17 protein-coding genes are annotated in these 16,464 nt (G+C 67.5%); 8 read left to right on the top strand and 9 right to left on the bottom strand.

The features are described 5' to 3' along the window. Positions 1-176 precede the first annotated feature (176 nt). The 5 genes from WAW85_RS04955 to WAW85_RS04935 form a co-directional block, all read right to left on the bottom strand. On the bottom strand, positions 177-1,175 hold the full coding sequence (locus tag WAW85_RS04955) for a hypothetical protein (RefSeq protein WP_422558532.1): 999 nt from the start codon (positions 1,173-1,175) through the stop codon (positions 177-179). Between the two features lie 118 nt (positions 1,176-1,293). Continuing rightward, a complete protein-coding gene (locus WAW85_RS04950; protein WP_422558531.1) occupies positions 1,294-1,611 on the bottom strand; it encodes an SHOCT domain-containing protein in 318 nt (105 codons plus the stop codon). A gap of 28 nt (positions 1,612-1,639) precedes the next feature. Beyond that, positions 1,640-2,059: a DUF6325 family protein gene (locus WAW85_RS04945; RefSeq protein ID WP_422558530.1), complete on the bottom strand. Its 420-nt coding sequence runs from the start codon at positions 2,057-2,059 to the stop codon at positions 1,640-1,642. Between the two features lie 39 nt (positions 2,060-2,098). Continuing rightward, complete coding sequence (locus tag WAW85_RS04940) at positions 2,099-2,308, bottom strand: hypothetical protein (protein WP_422558529.1); 210 nt, start codon at positions 2,306-2,308, stop codon at positions 2,099-2,101. A 4-nt stretch (positions 2,309-2,312) separates the two neighbouring features. Then, entirely contained in the window at positions 2,313-3,527 is a 1,215-nt protein-coding gene (locus WAW85_RS04935; RefSeq protein ID WP_422558528.1) for an oxygenase MpaB family protein, read from the bottom strand. A gap of 69 nt (positions 3,528-3,596) precedes the next feature. On the opposite strand from WAW85_RS04935, the gene WAW85_RS04930 reads away from it, so the two are divergent. Continuing rightward, positions 3,597-4,517 (top strand): TIGR03564 family F420-dependent LLM class oxidoreductase, encoded by a 921-nt coding sequence (locus WAW85_RS04930; RefSeq protein ID WP_422558527.1) that lies wholly within the window; start codon positions 3,597-3,599, stop codon positions 4,515-4,517. Between the two features lie 120 nt (positions 4,518-4,637). Here the strand turns inward: WAW85_RS04930 and WAW85_RS04925 are convergent, their stop codons facing one another. Beyond that, on the bottom strand, positions 4,638-5,417 hold the full coding sequence (locus WAW85_RS04925) for an ABC transporter permease (protein WP_422558526.1): 780 nt from the start codon (positions 5,415-5,417) through the stop codon (positions 4,638-4,640). Positions 5,418-5,536: 119 nt separating this feature from the next. Between WAW85_RS04925 and WAW85_RS04920 the strand changes: the two genes are divergently transcribed. After that, positions 5,537-6,223: a TMEM175 family protein gene (locus tag WAW85_RS04920; RefSeq protein ID WP_422558525.1), complete on the top strand. Its 687-nt coding sequence runs from the start codon at positions 5,537-5,539 to the stop codon at positions 6,221-6,223. Between the two features lie 75 nt (positions 6,224-6,298). Next, a complete protein-coding gene (locus tag WAW85_RS04915) occupies positions 6,299-7,078 on the top strand; it encodes a sulfurtransferase (RefSeq protein ID WP_422558533.1) in 780 nt (259 codons plus the stop codon). A 14-nt stretch (positions 7,079-7,092) separates the two neighbouring features. Here WAW85_RS04915 and WAW85_RS04910 read toward each other — a convergent pair whose 3' ends face one another. Both WAW85_RS04910 and WAW85_RS04905 read right to left on the bottom strand, forming a co-directional pair. Further along, entirely contained in the window at positions 7,093-7,614 is a 522-nt protein-coding gene (locus WAW85_RS04910; RefSeq protein WP_422558524.1) for a DUF4334 domain-containing protein, read from the bottom strand. After that, positions 7,611-8,510: an oxygenase MpaB family protein gene (locus WAW85_RS04905; protein ID WP_422558523.1), complete on the bottom strand. Its 900-nt coding sequence runs from the start codon at positions 8,508-8,510 to the stop codon at positions 7,611-7,613. The genes WAW85_RS04910 and WAW85_RS04905 overlap by 4 nt, the downstream gene beginning before the upstream one ends. Positions 8,511-8,604: 94 nt before the next feature. On the opposite strand from WAW85_RS04905, the gene WAW85_RS04900 reads away from it, so the two are divergent. Next, entirely contained in the window at positions 8,605-9,183 is a 579-nt protein-coding gene (locus tag WAW85_RS04900; RefSeq protein WP_422558522.1) for a TetR/AcrR family transcriptional regulator, read from the top strand. Positions 9,184-9,196: 13 nt separating this feature from the next. Here the strand turns inward: WAW85_RS04900 and WAW85_RS04895 are convergent, their stop codons facing one another. After that, the gene (locus WAW85_RS04895; protein ID WP_422558521.1) at positions 9,197-10,072 is read right to left on the bottom strand and encodes an SDR family oxidoreductase; all 876 of its coding nucleotides are present in this window, start codon (positions 10,070-10,072) and stop codon (positions 9,197-9,199) included. Positions 10,073-10,151: 79 nt separating this feature from the next. Between WAW85_RS04895 and WAW85_RS04890 the strand changes: the two genes are divergently transcribed. The 4 genes from WAW85_RS04890 to WAW85_RS04875 form a co-directional block, all read left to right on the top strand. Beyond that, complete coding sequence (locus tag WAW85_RS04890; RefSeq protein ID WP_422558520.1) at positions 10,152-12,110, top strand: hypothetical protein; 1,959 nt, start codon at positions 10,152-10,154, stop codon at positions 12,108-12,110. Between the two features lie 11 nt (positions 12,111-12,121). Further along, complete coding sequence (locus tag WAW85_RS04885; protein WP_422558519.1) at positions 12,122-13,660, top strand: hypothetical protein; 1,539 nt, start codon at positions 12,122-12,124, stop codon at positions 13,658-13,660. Further along, on the top strand, positions 13,653-15,209 hold the full coding sequence (locus WAW85_RS04880; protein WP_422558518.1) for a glycosyltransferase family 2 protein: 1,557 nt from the start codon (positions 13,653-13,655) through the stop codon (positions 15,207-15,209). The genes WAW85_RS04885 and WAW85_RS04880 overlap by 8 nt, the downstream gene beginning before the upstream one ends. After that, positions 15,206-16,464, top strand: a 1,259-nt coding sequence (locus tag WAW85_RS04875; protein WP_422558517.1) for an ABC transporter, incomplete at its 3' end; no start/stop codon positions are given. The genes WAW85_RS04880 and WAW85_RS04875, both read left to right, overlap by 4 nt.

The raw sequence follows: 16,464 nt of genomic DNA, 5'->3' as shown, positions 1-16,464 counted from the left end.
CTGACGGCGAGATCCCCATCCCCGACGCCGTCGCCCGCGAACCACCCAGCAAGCGGGTCGACCCTTCGACAGGCTCAGGGAGCGGGTCCCTCCGCAGGGAGCGGGTCCCTCCGCAGGGAACGGATTCTTAACGCCGCGGTCAGGTGCCAGCAGATGGCACCTGACGGCGGCGTTAACTACGGCGTTGACTGTGTGGCGGGCGCACAGGCGGGGCACCTGGTTGGCGTCCCCGGCCAGCCGCGCTGAGCGAGCAGTGCGCCCACCTTCCGCGCCGTGCTGCACGGCCGATCGAAGACCTGCACCGCGCCGAGGCGCAGAGTTACTTTGTGCGCGCTGACCGCGGCGTCGAGGTCGCGTTCCAAGTCACGGGCCCGCGAGACAGGATCCTCGTGCCCATACCGCCCGTCGAGTTCGACGACAACTCCCCAGTCGTCGTAGTCGATGTCGCGAAACCCTTTGCGCCCCACGCGTGTTGGCGCCTGCCGCGCGGGGACGGGAAGTCCGTGTGCCCGCTCGACGTCGTGCAGGTAGCGACTCTCCAGCAGTGAGCACGCCCCGTCACGGAAGTCGGTGAGCACGGCTTCGATCATGCCGTGCCGCCGAATCCGCGGCCGGGACTGCAGCGCGGTGAGTGTTCGGTCAGCCGTGGTGCGATGATCGTTCAGTACGCCACACAGCGCGGCCACCGCGTCGCTGTCGGTCGCGGCATCGCGCGCCGTATCGAGCGCGGCATGCTCGGCTCGGACCCGCGGCGGACTGCCCGCCCACCGCACCCGCTCGGCCAAGTGGGAACCGTAGTGCACCACGACACCCGCGCGACGACCGATGCTCCGGTGACGCGCGACCACGATGTGGATTGCACCGCCGTGGCCGGGCTCCACCGCGCTGCGATGGCTCAGTGCCGCCGGATATGCCGCCAACACTGCCGTCCAGGCACGCTGATACCAGCTGAGCGGGCCATTGTGATTCACGTAGACACCCGGGCAGACCTTGGTCAGCGTGCTGCGCAGCAGCCTGCGCACATCCTGGGCGACGAATCCACACTCGAGGACCTGACTGCGCGTGATCACCCCGTGCTGCGCGGAAAGCTGCTCGCCGAGCCGTCGCTCGGCGTGTTCGGTCTCGCGCGCTTTCCGCGCCGCCGTCGCCCCCACTGAACCTTCGGACTCCCCCATGCTCCGAGTGTGCCCATCCAAGCACCGCACCGGCAGTACCGGCGAGGCGACTGTGGACAAACCGCACCGTCCACACCTCGCGGACTCGGCGGCGTTCGCTTACCGAGATCGCGCGGCGCTAGGTGCCGAGCAGTTGCGCTTTGGCCGCCGCGAACTCCTGGTCGTTGAGCAGGCCCTGGGTGTGCAGGTCGGCGAGCTTGGTCAGCTCGGCGATCATGTCTGAGCCGCCGGCCGGAGGCGCGGCCGGTGCGGGCGGGGCGGCCTGCTGCTGGTACGCCTGCTGCTGCTGAAATGCCTGTTGCTGCTGATACGCCTGCGCCTGCTGCGCCTCGGCACGTCTGTTCGCCGACCGGTTGCCCACGGCATTCGCGGTGCCAGCCACCACGGCCGTGCGCGCTGCGAGTCCGATCAGTCCGGGTCGTCCACCTCGTCGCATTGTGATTCCTCTCCCTAATTTTTGACCGTTAGCTTTCGAGCGCCGCGATCTCGTTGACCACGACGGCCGGAATACGTTCTGCGGCAACAACTTCACTACCCTCGGCGGCCAGCCGCGAGGCAAGCGTACGCGCCCACAGGAGCTCCAGCGCGACGATCGCCGCGGTCTCGCCGTTCGCCAAGGTCTCGGCCAGCAGCGCAATATCCTCCTCGCCAGTCAAACCCGGGATCGCGAGGTCCAGTACGTCGTGGCCCAGCGCGTCGAGTTCCATCTCGGTCGCCGTGACTTCACCGGCGGCGCCCCGCGAGACGACCACAAAGTCGAGCACTCGGATCGAACCAGCCTGTACCTGCTCCACCAGCGCCTCGATCACAGCGGGCGTGGGCTCACTGTTCGCCAGGGATACCACTATCAATTCCACGGGCCCGTACGGCAGGGGTTCGGACATATCGACACCTCAATTCTGTTCGGGTCCAATGGTGCCTCATCAACCGCGATCGCCGCGTGAATTGACCAGGTTGATGCGCAGAATCTGTATCGATGGAAATGACAGCGGCTGGTCCAACACGACGTTCCCGACAAGCGCGACATCGTCGACGTCGGCCATCTCGGCGCCGGTCACCGGCGGCACCGAGGAATCCCGGACCAGGTGGGCGACGAGCGCCGCGGTGGGCGACGACTGATCGACCCATCTCACCAGGTCAGCGGCGCAACTGCTGGCCCGCGTCAAACCGCTCCTCCCGCTGGCCGAGGTGCCAGGCGTGCCACCGGCGCCACCGGCGCATTGACGACGCCTGCTGCCAACGGTCGACCCCGGGCGAGACCCGGCGCGCCAGTTCCACCGCCGCGACCAGCGGGGCCCGGCCGAGGAGAACCAGCAACCCGGGGATCCCGCTGGGCAGCCGGTAGCGGCGACGGTTCCACGGCAACATGAACAGCCTTGTATAGCCGGCCTGCAGGTGCAGGTGAAACCTGGCGCGCAGCCGCGCCAAGCCATGCACCTGCGGTCCCGGCTCGAAGGACGGAACAAAGCCCTCCACCAGTTCCGGGCCGAGCGCGCCGGAGTCGTATTTGCGGGTGGCGTCGAAGTAGTAGAGAAGCCGCACCCCGTCGGCCACCGTCGCCGGATACATCTCGTCGACGCGGCAGCCGACCAGATGCCCCAGGTAGCGATTGAAGTGCAGAACCGCGCGGATCTCGGCAGGCGAGGTGAGGAAGCCCAACGCGTACAGCCCGAGCCCAGGGCCCACGCTGCCGCCCAGCAGCGTCAGCATCATTTCGCTCTGGCTGATCGGCAGGCCGTGCGCCTGCGCGTCCCACTCCGGGTGTTCGGCGACCCGCGCCCGCACCGAGACGTGCATGACGCGCACCTTCAGCGACACCTCCCGGGCCCTCGATCCCGGGGTCAGCACCGCGCCCGGCTGGCACACCTCCAGCCACCACCGGCTGGTCTCCAGATACCGGTGCAGCGCGCTGGCACCGGCGTAGCCGCCGGACAGCGACAGCGGCACCGCCAGCGAGCCTTCAGTGTAGGTGTCCATGGTCCCGGCGTTGCCGACGGCGCCCAAGCTGTAGCCCCACCGGCGCCACACGGCGGCGCCGCGCTCGATCAGCTCCGGATCCACCCAGTCCGGAATCGTCTCGAACTCGGCAAACAGCGTGCGCATCGACTCCGGCGCCTCCGGCACTTGGTCGACCCCGACGCGCAGCGCCTCGTCGAGCAGTTCGCGAGCCCGCTCGGCACCCATGTCACCGTGATAGGTCTGCGCAACAAACCGCTCGGCCACCGGATCTCCGGCAGTCTGCCCGGCTAGGAATTGCGCCGCCACCTGATCGCGCGGCAGTAGATCGAAGCCAGTCAATCGGCGCACCCGATCGCGTAGGTGCTGATGTGCCGGGCTCACTACAAGGTCCATAGCTTCAGCGTAGGGTCCCAAGCAGAGCTAGAACAGGCAGAGTACGAGTCTTCACCGCGGAGGATTTCCATGCAGGTCAGCGTCGTCTGGACGATCAACGCGCGGTCGGTGTCCATCGACCGCGCCATCGAGAATCTCCACGCTCTACACAATGAGGGCTTCCGTCGCGTCTGGTCGACGCAAATGCCCAATGAACCCGACCTGCTGTCGGTGATTGCCGTCGCCGGTCACGAGGTTCCCGACATCGAGTTCGGCACCTCCGTGCTCCCGATGCAGAACCAGCATCCGATGCTGCTGGCGCAACGCGCACTGACCACCAACGCGATTATCCGCGGTCGGCTGAACCTCGGCCTCGGCCTCAGTCACCAGGTGGTCACCGAGGGCATGTGGGGCGTCTCCTACAAGCATCCGGCAAAGCGCACCAGCGAGTTTCTCGACGGCCTACTCCCGTTGCTCAATGACGAGAAGGTCTCTGCCCCAGGAGATTTGATCACCACGCGCGGCAAACTCACGATGACCGACATTCCCGCACCGCCGGTCTACCTCGCCGCGTTGGGCCCCAAAATGCTGGGCGTGGCGGGTCGTCGTACGTCGGGCACGGTCACCTGGATGACTGGCCCGCAAACCTTGCGCGACCACATTGTGCCGACCCTGCGCGCCGCCGCGATCGAGGCCGGCCGCGCCCCCGACGAAGTGCGCACTGTGGCCATGCTCCCGGTGAGCGTCACCGACGACGTGGCCGGCGCGAAGGCCGTCGCGGCCGAACAGTTCGCCATGTACGACCACCTGCCCTCGTACCGCGCCATGCTCGATCGCGAAGGCTACGAGCACGCGCACGACGCCGCCATTATCGGCAGCGCGGAAGAAGTCACTGCGGGGATTCGCCAGATTGCCGACGCGGGAGTCGACGAGTTTGTCGGCATCCTCTTCGACCGCGACGCCGAAGTGCGCGCCCACACCCGCACCCTGCTGCGCAGCCTCGACCAATAGCCTCGCGCCCCACGGGAGTAGCGCCCACACCACGGCTGTCGCTGCGGCTGCGTCGTACCGCAGTCCTGCACGGCGACGACGAGTCCCCCGACGCGACCAGTTCCGGCCGGTCAGGATCTATTACCGCGCGTGGCGCGAGACCATGGCCGCGGTCACCACCAGCGCAACGGAACTGACCCCCAATAACGCGATCAGCACAAAGAGCTGCATGACCGCTGCGGCGGCCACCGATGCGCCGCCGAGCACCATGCCAACAAAGGCCCCCGGAATGGTGACCAGGCCAACCGATTTGGTCTGATCCAAACCCGGGATCAGTGCACTGGCGGCAGCCGGGCGCACAATCATCTCCCTCGCTTCGGAGTCACTCAGCCCCAGCGACAGGGCTGCCTCGACCTCTCCGTGACGATCCCGCAACGCCTGGTAGGCGTACCGCCCGGCCAACGAGGTGGTGTTCATCGCCCCGCCGAGCATGATGCCCGCGGTGGGAATCACCGCCAGCCCGGTGGGCGGAAGCACCCCGGACAGCACCAACGCGATCACAACGACCGCCGTGGGCGCCGCCACCGGCAGCAGACAGCGCGCCGCATTCGTCGCATGCACCCGCCAACCGGCGCTCGCCCAGTTCCGCTCGGGCAGCATCCGGCCGGCCGACGTCCAAGCCGCCACACCGGACATCAACAGCACAAATGCGGCCGATGCCCACAGCGAGGCGATCACCAGAGCGAGCACCGCCGCGAGGACGGCGAGTTGCCCGGCCGCGCGGAGAATAGAGACCGCCGCGTCGACGGCGTGTCCGGTCCGGCCGAGATAGTTGAGCCCGATCGCGAGCATCGACAGCAGCACCAACGCGACCGCCAAGGCTGGCCCGATCCGGACGACAGAGTCGGCCAATCCTGTCACCGGCCGAGTCCGGTCATCACACCATTCCGATCATGGCCAGACGGTATCGCGCGACGGCTCGGAGTGCTCGTCATCGGATTGCTGTGCGCCGCACTGCGCCGAGTGGCATCCTCGCCTGCATGAGCGAGTCCGCAGTGCCACCAGGGACACGACCACCGGGGATACGACCGCCGGGGACACGACGGACATACCTCGCCGCCGACAGCAATGAGTTCGGCCGCGGCATCTCGTTCTTCGACGCCATCTACGGGTTCTCCGCCACCCTGCTGATTGCGAATCTCGATGCGCCGCCCGGCGATGCCTGGCAGAGCGTGGATGCGCTCCTCGATTCGGGAATCGGATCGCAGTTGTTCGGCTTCGCGTTGAGCTTCGCGGTAATTGTCCTGTTCTGGCGGTCGAACGTCGCGCTCCAGCGGTCGATGACGGGCCTCGACGGTCCCACCATCACCGCGAATCTCCTGGCGGTCGCGCTCGTCATGCTGATCCCCTTCACCACGCAGGGCATCAGCGATCCATCGTCGAACGACTTCGCCCTGCCCACCGCACTGTATGCCCTGAATATCGCGCTGGCCTCACTCGCCCAGATCGCTTTCGGAGAAGTCGGCCGGCTGCGCGGACTGGTGCGCGACCCCCTGACTGGCCGCGCCCGCGCCGTCGAGCTGGCGGCAGCCTGGCTCCCGCCTGTGGTCTTCGGCATCTCGATCCCGATCGCCCTCACCTTCGGCCCGGCGGCCGGCCAGTGGACGTGGCTGTCACTCGCCTTCGGGCTCCCGCTGCTGGGTCGCTTCGACCCCGCCCGGTCGTAGCTCGTCACTAGAATCAATAACGTGTCTGACTCGCGAAACTCGGTGCTGATCACCGTTGACCCCCTCGTGCACGCCATGTTGGAGTCGTCCCGACCACCGGTCGTGCTCGATGTCCGCTGGCAACTCGGCGACACCGACGGCCACAAGAAGTACCGCGACGGCCACCTCCCCGGCGCGGTCTACGTCGATCTCGACGGCGAGCTCGCCGGGCCGCCCAGCATCGCGGCTGGCCGTCACCCGCTCCCGGATCTGACCGAGTTACAGGCCGCCGCGAGACGCTGGGGTATCGACGACGACGTCCCCGTAGTGGTCTACGACGACTGCGGCGGAATGTCGGCGGCCCGCGCCTGGTGGCTACTGCGGTGGGGCGGGCTCACCGACGTCCGCATCCTCGACGGTGGTCTCGAGGTGTGGCGACAGGCCGGGCTTCGTTTGTCCCGCGGCAGCACCGAACCGCGCGGGGGCAACGTCGTCTTGTCGGGCGGCGGTATGCCGACGGCGACGATCGACGACGTCGCCGATACCACTGCACTGCTGCTCGATGCCCGCGCCGGCGAACGCTACCGCGGAGAAACCGAGCCGATCGATCCACGCGCCGGACACATCCCGGGCGCGGTGAGCGCGCCTACCGGCGAGAACCTCACCGTAACCGGCAGCTTCCAGCCCGCGGACGTGTTGCGCGAACGGTTCACCGGTCTCGGCGCGGACCGTGACGTGATCGTCTACTGCGGCTCGGGGGTGACCGCGGCACACGAGATCGCGGCGCTGCAGATCGCCGGGTTCGACGGTGCGGCACTGTATCCGGGGTCGTACTCGCAGTGGAGCAACACCGCTCGGCCCGTCGAACTCGGCTGAGCGGCTAACGCACCTCAATCACGTTGCAGCAGAAAGAAGTACGGGCGATCTGCGCCGCGCTGGTCCATCGCGCCGAGGAGCGTGTCGTCGTCGATCCGGCGGAAGTGGTCGATGATCGGGAGGCCGTCGTAGACCATCGCGGCGCTCACCTTCTCCCGGTAGGAGATTTCGCGGAGCCTGGCGCGGTGGCGGCGGGTCCGTAGGAGCCGGAATCCGGCCTGACCGCCCGGCGGCAGCCACCGGGGAACGCGGTCGCCGAGCTTGTTCAACGACCCAAGCGGTATCAGCTTCGGATTCACCGGATAGAGATCACCAGGCGTGCCGAAGAGCAGCGGATGCACGTGGTCGGCATCGGCGAATTCTTTTCCGTACCAACCGGATACGTCCAGTAGTCCATCCATCGGGTGGCAAGTGGGGACCTCGCTGCCGTGCCAGCGGCCATACATTTGCGCAACGTCGACCGGTTCGAGGGCGTCAAAGATACTGAGCGCTTCAGCGGCGTCGAGGCCGGCCTGCAGAGCTGCGATGCCGGTCATCGCGCCACCGCCGGAGCGGTGCGGTCACCATCGTCGGAGTTGGCGCGGGACACCGGGCAACCCCCCGGGAAGGTGCCGAGCTGCTCAACCACGACCGCACCCTTGCGGTAGGTCTTCATCCGAGAGCTGCGCTCAAATCGCTTGGCGCGCAGGCGCGGTGGCAGCATCCGGACGAATCCCGCGCGGGTGGCCATCGCGGCGCGGCCGACGCTGCGGGCGAGGTTGGACGGCTCCTTGTACCCGAGCGCCGCGATCAATGGCGGATCCATGAGCGAGCGCGAGAACCAGCGCACGCCGGGGCGGGCGAACCGCGGGTAGAAGCTGGATAGCAATTCCAGCGTGGTGTCGGCGACACGACGCCCACCTGCGTCGTAGGAGAAGTGCTCCGCCTCGTAGTCGTCCATAAATGCGGCGAACTCCTCGTAGGTCTCCGGGATGTCTTTGATGTTCATGTGCCTGCCGAGCGTGCGGTAGTAGTGCACCGACGCGACCACCTCGTCGTACGTCATCGCGCGCCAGCCGTAGTCGTCGATCCAGCGCTTGGGCACCACCACGAAGGTTGCCAGCACGTAGCGCATGTCGTCGTTGGAGATGTCGTAAGCGCGATGCATCTGGTTGATGCGCCGGATGGCTGCCTTCGCGTCGCCGTCGGCAAAACCGCCGACAAGCGGCTGCTCGAGAAGAAGCACCGTGTCGTCGTACCGCTTCTGGGTGTCATCGAATCCGCCCGAATCATCAAGCAGCGCACCGACACTCGGTACCGCGTAGGTGCGGAACAGGGCGAAGCTGAGTGACTGATTAAAGTCCCACGGAAAGTCGTAGGTCGCGAGATTGCGGTAGATCTGCTCGAAGTCGGTCTGCGGGTCGAGTCCCCGATTACGGTCCCAGCGAAACATTCGGTGCGCCTCTCCTTCATGTGCGTCCGGGCCCAGGATAAGTTGACTTATGCGCCATGGCAAGGGGCCGCGCCGACATGGCAGAATCGGCGGCATGACCCGTTCGTCGACACCAGTGGCCTCCCCGCTCCGCGACCGATTCCTGGAAGCCGGGCTACGGGTGCTCGGGCGCGACGGCTACGCCAGATTCAAACAGGCCGCGATCTGCGCGGAGACCGGGTTGACCACCGGCGCCTTCTATCACTCGTTCACAAGCTGGAAGGAGTTTGAGGTCGCCCTGATCGAACACTGGCGCGCGGCGGCCACCGACCAACTGGTGACCTGGCTCGACGCGCAACCGAACGCCCAGGAACGCGTCGATGCGCTCGTGTCGGTGGCGTTGGCCCTGCCACACCAATCGGAGGCGGCCATCCGTATCTGGGCGGCCGGCGACGACCGGGTGCGCTACGCGCTCGAACAGATCGACTTGATCCGCCGCGAGGCCGTCGCCCGGTACACACGCGATCTCGGGGTCGACCACGCGCATGCCGACCGCCTGGCCGCCAATGCGATGCTCCTGCTTATCGGCCACCAAATGTCCGGCCTCGACCTGAGCGAACTGGATTGGAGTATGCGGCACGCCTTGGAGACCGATCCGCAGGTGCGGGCCGCACTCGCCCGCTCCGAACCTTGAGCGCGCCGAGCACTCAGTCCGGCAATGCCGAGTAGTCGGCCACCTGGCCGCGGCTCGGCGCCTTTTTCATCGCCCACAGCAGGTGAGGCAGACTGCGCAGCGGCAGCCGGGCAGGCCAGCCATTGGGGCGTACCAGCGCCTCGGTGCCACCATCGACGGTGACCACCGAGCCGACCATGAAGTCGGCGGACGGCGAGAGCAGCATCATCGTCCAGTCGGCGATCTGCTCGACGGTGCCATACTCGCGTGCCGGAACCGGGAAGCTGCGCACTTGTTTACCGGTAGGACTCGCCAGCTGCGCACGCAACAGTGGGGTCAGCACCGGACCCGGGGCCAGCAGATTGAGCCGGATTCCCGCACCCGCCCATTGGGCAGTCACGGCGCGTTCACGGCACCAGTGGCTCACCGCCAACTTGGACGCCGCATAGGCGACCGGCGGGGCCAGCGGTCCGCGCCGGGTGATGATCCGCGCCGCCCCCGCAGTGTCGCCGCGCTTGAGTAGGCGCACTGCGCGGCCGGGCACGAACGGGGTGGAGGTGGTCGAGTTGGAGCCGATCACCACCACTTTGGCTTTGTTGGCGGCAGCCAGCGCGGGCCGCAGACCGGACAGCAGTTCGGTCACCCCGAGCACGTTGACCTCGACGATGGTTCGCTCGGCACCGCGCTTAGGCCCGAGGCCAGCAGCCAGGACCGCACCGTCGAGGCGCTCATCGCACCGGCTCAACACCTCGTCGATAGCGAGCTGCCTACCCGCTGGGATCGACAGATCGGCCACCACGTCCGCGTCGACGCGGTCGACACCGATCACCCGATGGCCCGCCTCGCGCAGCCGCGCAACTACTTGCGCACCCATACCAGAAGCCGACCCTGTCACCAGATAGTTGCCCACGAGGCCATCCTATGTGCCGACGAGGCGCTCCTCCGTGATGGCCTGATGCACATCCGGTAGCGGGGACTATGTTGTCTCTATGCCTCGAAGGTTTGCCGCCCTAGCCGCCGCGCTCGCCATCACCACCGCCTGCCTCGCACCAGCGGTGAGCTCAGCCGCGCCCGCCGCGGAAGGACCGCTGGCGACCAGCCAGGACACCGGCGGATTCCGGCTGAATCTTGCTCAGGTGGGCGCCACTCGCACGCTGACGCTACCCGGCCAGAACACCGACCTTCCTCTCGTCCTCGCCGTACCCGCAGGCACCACCCCGGTCTCGATCATCGGCGACGCCTCGCTGCCCGCCTATGTGACCGGCGGCGACATCGACGTGCTCCAGGGCGATCGGCTGATCTCGCGCACCGCGATCGAAGGGCGTGGTCGCGCGCCGATCACTTTGCCACTCAACGGGATTCAGGTCGACGACACGACCGCCTCCGTCGAGCTCACGCTGCGCACCCATCTCCGCACCGACGGATACTGCAATTTCGATCCGCTCGACGGACTGCGCCTCACCTCCGCCGAAGCCACGTTCACCGGCACCCCCACAGCTCCCCGCTCGGTCAGCGACTTCCTGCCCGCCGCCTTGACCAAGGTGACCTTCTACATTCCTTCCGATCCCAGCTCGGCCGAAGGCGCAGCCGCCGTCCGCTTGGGCACATCGATCGTGGCTCACTACGGTTCGGCCGCACCGGCACAGATCGAGACCCGCGCACTCGCGCGGGACGCGACCATGGCGCCGCCCCCCGCCGCCGATCCGCTGGAGCGGCAAGTCGTGATCGCCGGCAACCTGCCCGGCGGTCTCACGCTGGCCCCGGGCGGACGTTATCTCACTCTGGGCGGTGACCAACTGGAGAACGAAGCCGAGTTCCTCAGCTCGAATATCGCGCCGCTGGCCATGGCGAGCAAAGCGATCCCCGGCAATCCGCTGCCCGCACCGCAACTGGCTCGCGAGGTCGCCGACCTCGCCGACCTCGGTGTCGGCGACCAGTACGTCAGCACTGTCGGCTGGCCGAGCGTGTCCTTCGGCATCGACCAGACCCGGATCGGCCGCCCCGTGCACGACGTCCGGGTCCAGCTGATCGGCACCTACACCCCACCGCCGAGCGGTAGCGGCGGCCGGGTAGTGGTCCGCTCTGGAGATACCGTCCTCGACTCCTGGCCCGCCGAGGGTTCGGGAACCTTCGACCGCTGGGTCCAGATCCCCGACGATGTGCTCCATCGCTTCACCGCGGTCACCCTGACCGTCGAACGCGGCGACACCCGCATGAACTGTGGCGACGCCTATCGCTCCAGCCTTTCCCTCTCGTCGGCCGGACTCATCGAGAGCTCCGCCGTAAGTTCGGCGGTTCCGCCCGGCTTCGATTCGCTGCCCCAAGCGCTGATGCCGCGCACGCAGCTGGCCTGGACCCAGGGCGACGTGGCCGACGTATCCCGCGCCATGATGTTGATGACCGGCCTACAACGGTTATCCGTCGCACCGCTCGGCGTCGACCTGGTCGCGATGGCCGACGTTGATCGCCTCCGCCCGGCCGTGCTGATCGCCGCGAACGGCACCGGCCTGCCCGAGCTCACGCTCCCGGTTACCAGCCAGGACGCTTCCGCCATCGACGTCGCCGGAGTCGACGGGCAGCCCGCAGTGATCAACGAGCCGACGACCCCGTTCGGCTCACTGCAAGTGGCGTCCGCCGTGTCCGGGTCGGCCACCACACTGGTCGCCACGTCGACCGGTGCACCGGAACTGCTCGATTCCGCCCTCCGCTGGCTGAGCGCCGATCCCGAGCGATGGAACGCTCTCCGCGGCTCGGCGATGCTGATGTCCAAAGACCTCCCGCCGGTCTTCTTCGTCTCCCCCGCTGTTCCGGAGCCCGCGCATACGCTGAGCACCGGTGGCCGGATCGGCATCGGTATCGGTATCGTCGCCGCCATCGGCGCGCTCGGTCTCGGCGTCTGGGCGGCGTTGCGGCGCCGCGCACGCGGACCAGCCACCTCCCCGCATTGAATCTCCGCGACATGACCGTCTCCGCACCGGAAGCGCTGGCACCACCGACCGACCTCGCCGGGAAGTCGACCCGCACCCGCGTGCCGATCACCCCTCTGCGGGTGACCGGGCGCTGGGCGGTGCTCCTCGGACTGACGGTCTTCGCCTTCAGCGACACCTTCGAGGCGATCCGCGCCGAGATGGCCGCGCACACGCTGCTTACCTACCTGCCGGCAGCGGCGATCTTGTGCCTCGTCGCGGCGATCGGCGTGACCCTCCGGCACGATGCTGAACCGCCGATCTACGACCGGGAAACAGACTTCATCGTTGGCGGCGCGGTGCTCCTGGTCAGCCTCGTGTTCGCTGGGCCACTCAACCGGCGGTACCTGCCGGCGTACCTGGTCACGCACGTCGACGTGCTGGCACTCCTGCTCTTCTTGTTCGCCGGCTGCGTGCTGGTGTTCGGACTGCGGCCCGCCATGCGCTATCGCTGGGTATGGCTCCTGAGCCTCTCGCTGTTCCCCATGCCGTATCGAGTGGCCGTCATCTCCTTGGGCAACACCCGACTCGCCGCCGGCGCAGTGATGCTGCTCCTCGCAACGGCCGCCACCGCCGTCGCCGTCGGGCGTACCCGGCGCGCCGCCCTCATCGGTGGACTGACCGCGGCCTGCCTCGGTGCCACGCTCCTCGCGATCGTGTGGACCGCCGCCCCCGACGCCCGCGTCCTGGTCTACCAGTGGATTCCCGCGGTCGTCGGCGCTCTCACCACCGGCGGCATCTTCTACGTGAAGCAGCGCCGCGGCACCGGAAGCCTGCAACCGTTCCCGCACCGCGAGCTGCAGCCGCTCACCGCTCCACGGGTCCCCCGGGCGATGATCCTGCTGGCGGCAGTTTCGGTGGTGGTACATCTGATCGGCGCACCACAGGTCACCACCGATGCCGGGGTCACCGTCCCCGGCCTGGACACACTGCCGCCGCTCATCGTGCCCACCGCCTGGCAGCAGATCGAGAGCAGCGGAGTCACGCCGTCGCTCAGCAACGGTTGGCATGCGGTCCGCTCCCGACAGATCATCGAGCAGCGGGTCGGCGACCCCCGCTTCGACCGCGATGCCCGGCCGCGACGCGTCGCCGTCGACGCGATCGAGACCGATACGCCCCTGACGCTCGACATCTACATCCCAGCGATGCAGTACGACGCCAGCGGCCTCCGGTTCTCCTCACCCGCCAAGATCACGCTCGCCGGTGGCGTGATGGGCATCCTGCAGACGATGGTCGACGACCGGAGCAACGTCACCTACAACCGGCTGATGTGGCGGTGGAACAACGGTGTCTACACACAACAGGTGACTCTCTACTCCGTCGACAATCACGAGAACACCGCCCAATTTCCCCAGTTGCTCCGCCGCCGAGAAACCTGGCAGGTGGCCGAGGGCATGCTGACCTTGCTCTTGCGCGGAAACGCCGTCACTGAGGATCAGAATCCGCAATTCAAGGATCGCGAATTGCTCACCGAATGCGCGAATGCACTGATCGACACCCAGGTTGCCGCGATCGGCGTACCGCATGAGTGAGCACAACGACCCGGCCAACGACGCCATCGCACCGGTTGCCGTCCGCCCCGCTGATAACGCCGCGGTGGCCGCGCTGCTTGCCGACCCGCGGTATCGCACCGCGATGCTCGCCGAGGCCGTCGACGGGCTTCGCACCCGGTTTCCCGACGCCTCGGCGGCCGTAGCGTTCACCCGGATCCAACAGGTCATCGGTTTCACTCTCGCGGCGATCGTGGTCGCATGCACCGTCGCCTGGCCGATGCCCACCGTCATCACACTGACGTCGATCATGACCGTCGTCTACGTGCTGACGTTTGCCGACCGCCTGCTGCTCTTCGGCCGCGGCCTGACCAACGGCGCCATCGAAATTCCCGACGAACAGGCCCGCGCGATTCCCGACGACGACCTGCCCAGCTATACGATCCTGATCCCGGCCTACAACGAGCCAGAGGTGGTCGGCGAGCTGATCGCCAACATGCACGCCCTCGAGTATCCAAAGGACAAGGTGCAGGTCCTGCTGCTCCTGGAGGCCGACGACGACGTCACCATCACGGCCGCACACGGTCTCGACGACGACGACATGGTCACCGTCGTCCTGGTGCCGCCCGCCGATCCGCGTACCAAGCCGAAAGCGTGCAACTACGGTCTCGGCTTCGCCACCGGAGACATCATCACCATCTACGACGCCGAAGACGCGCCCGATCCACTGCAACTGCGCCGGGTCGCGGCAGCGTTCATCGACGCCGACAACGACGTGGTGTGCATCCAAGGCAAGCTGAGCTTCCACAATGCCACGGACAACACGCTGACCAAATGGTTCACCGCCGACTACGGCATCTGGTTCGGCTTCCTCCTGCCCGGCATCATGGCCAGCCACTCGCCCATCCCCCTGGGCGGCACATCAAATCACTTCCGCCGCACCCTGCTCGACGAGATCGGTGCCTGGGACCCGCACAACGTCACCGAAGACGCCGACCTCGGCGTGCGCATCGCCGCCCGTGGATACCGGACCGCCGTGATTGATTCGGTAACGATGGAAGAAGCCAACGTCGACGGCATCAACTGGATCCGTCAGCGATCCCGCTGGTACAAGGGCTACATGCAGACCTGGCTGGTCCACATGCGCCACCCGGTCCGGCTGTGGCGGACCCTCGGGTTCACGCAGGTGTACCGCTTCACCTTGCTACTGGCTGGCACCCCGCTGATCGCCTGCGTGAACATGGCGTTCTGGATGATTCTACTGATCTGGATCACCGGCCAGCCCGCTGCAATCGCCCAACTGTTTCCCGGCCCGCTCTACTATCTGGCGCTGATTTCGCTGATCTTCGGCAACGGTGCGGCGATCTACATGAACATCGTCGCCATCCGAGAGGATGACCGACCCGAGCTGTTCGGGTCGGCGCTGCTCGTTCCCGCCTATTGGGTGATGATGTCGGTCGCCGCAATCAAGGGCATGTGGCAGCTGATCACCAGCCCGTCGTACTGGGAGAAGACCGTCCACGGCCTCGCCACCAGCAACGCCGATCGCCATGACACGGCCGACGACGCTGACTCAGGGTCGGTCCGGTGATCCGCCCCGCCCGCCCGGTACGCCCGGTCGCGTTCGCGATCTTCGTCGCCTGCTGGATCGGATACCTCGCTGCCGGCGTGTATCTGACCGTCGATCAGCAATTCTTCTTCGGGGATGCGCTCTCCCGGGTGCAGGCCGCGCAGAGCGTGCTCTTCAGCCGGGATCCGCACCTAGCGGCAATCGGCTTCATCTTCACCCCGCTGACCGCCCTCGTCCAATTGCCACTGATCGCGCTCTCTCCGTGGATTCCGGCGATGACCGCCGACGCCCTGTCCGCCGTGATCATGTCCTCGGGGTTCATGGCGGGCAGCGTCGCCATGGTCGCCGGCATCGGCCGCGATCGCGGCGCACCCCGCACACTCTGGGCCATCGTCGCCGCTGCCTTCGCCCTCAACCCGATGATCGTGCTCTACGCCGCGAACGGGATGAGCGAAGCCCCGGCCGTGTTCTTCACCGTCTGGGCCATTCGCTCGCTGATCCGCTGGGCCGATACCGACGACGTGCACGATTTGATCGTCGCCGCCATCGCCTTCGCCCTGGCTTTCCTGACCCGCTACGACCTCGGGGCCGCCGCCGTGCTCGGCGCCGTGGTGGTCGCGGTGGTCAGCTTCCGGCGCCATCGGGACTCGATCGAACTGCGCCGCACCGACCGATCCCGCCGCACCCGCCGCCAGCGCGCCGTGATCGACGCCGGACTACTCCTGATCCCGAGCGCCGTCGCCTTCGGAGTGTGGGCGATCACCAGCTGGATCATCACCGGCGAGTTGCTCGCCCAGTTCACTTCCGAGTACGGCAACGCGGCGATCATCGCCACCTCCGGTGGGTCCGGTTCGACGACCGTCGCCGAGGCACTCGTGTTTTCGGCCTCCGAGATGCTGCTGCTGGCTCCGCTCTTGCCGCTCCTGCTGATCGTCGTCGTCGTGGTCCGGTACCGGCGCCACCGCCTATACCCGCTCATTGTCGTACTCGCCGTCACCGGTGCGGTCTTGGGCTTCCAGACGCTCGCCTATTCGCGGGGGATGACCTTCGGCTTCCTACGCTTCTACCTCGCGGTGATCCCGCTCGCGGCTGGCGTCGCAATGCTCGCGGTCCGCGCCCAGCGACCGGTGCCGTGGCGCCGACTGGGTCGCCATGCCGAGCCGCCGCCGATGCCCGAGTTCCCCGCCTCCCGTCGGCTCACCGTCGGCGCCGGGGCGTTCGCCGTGCTCGCGATGGTGGTAGCGATCCCAGTCACTGCCGCCGGGATGACCTCCCC

Source organism: Gordonia sp. (in: high G+C Gram-positive bacteria), assembly GCF_049299075.1.
Taxonomy (GTDB): domain Bacteria; phylum Actinomycetota; class Actinomycetes; order Mycobacteriales; family Mycobacteriaceae; genus Gordonia.
This window is presented reverse-complemented; position numbering and strand designations above follow the sequence as displayed.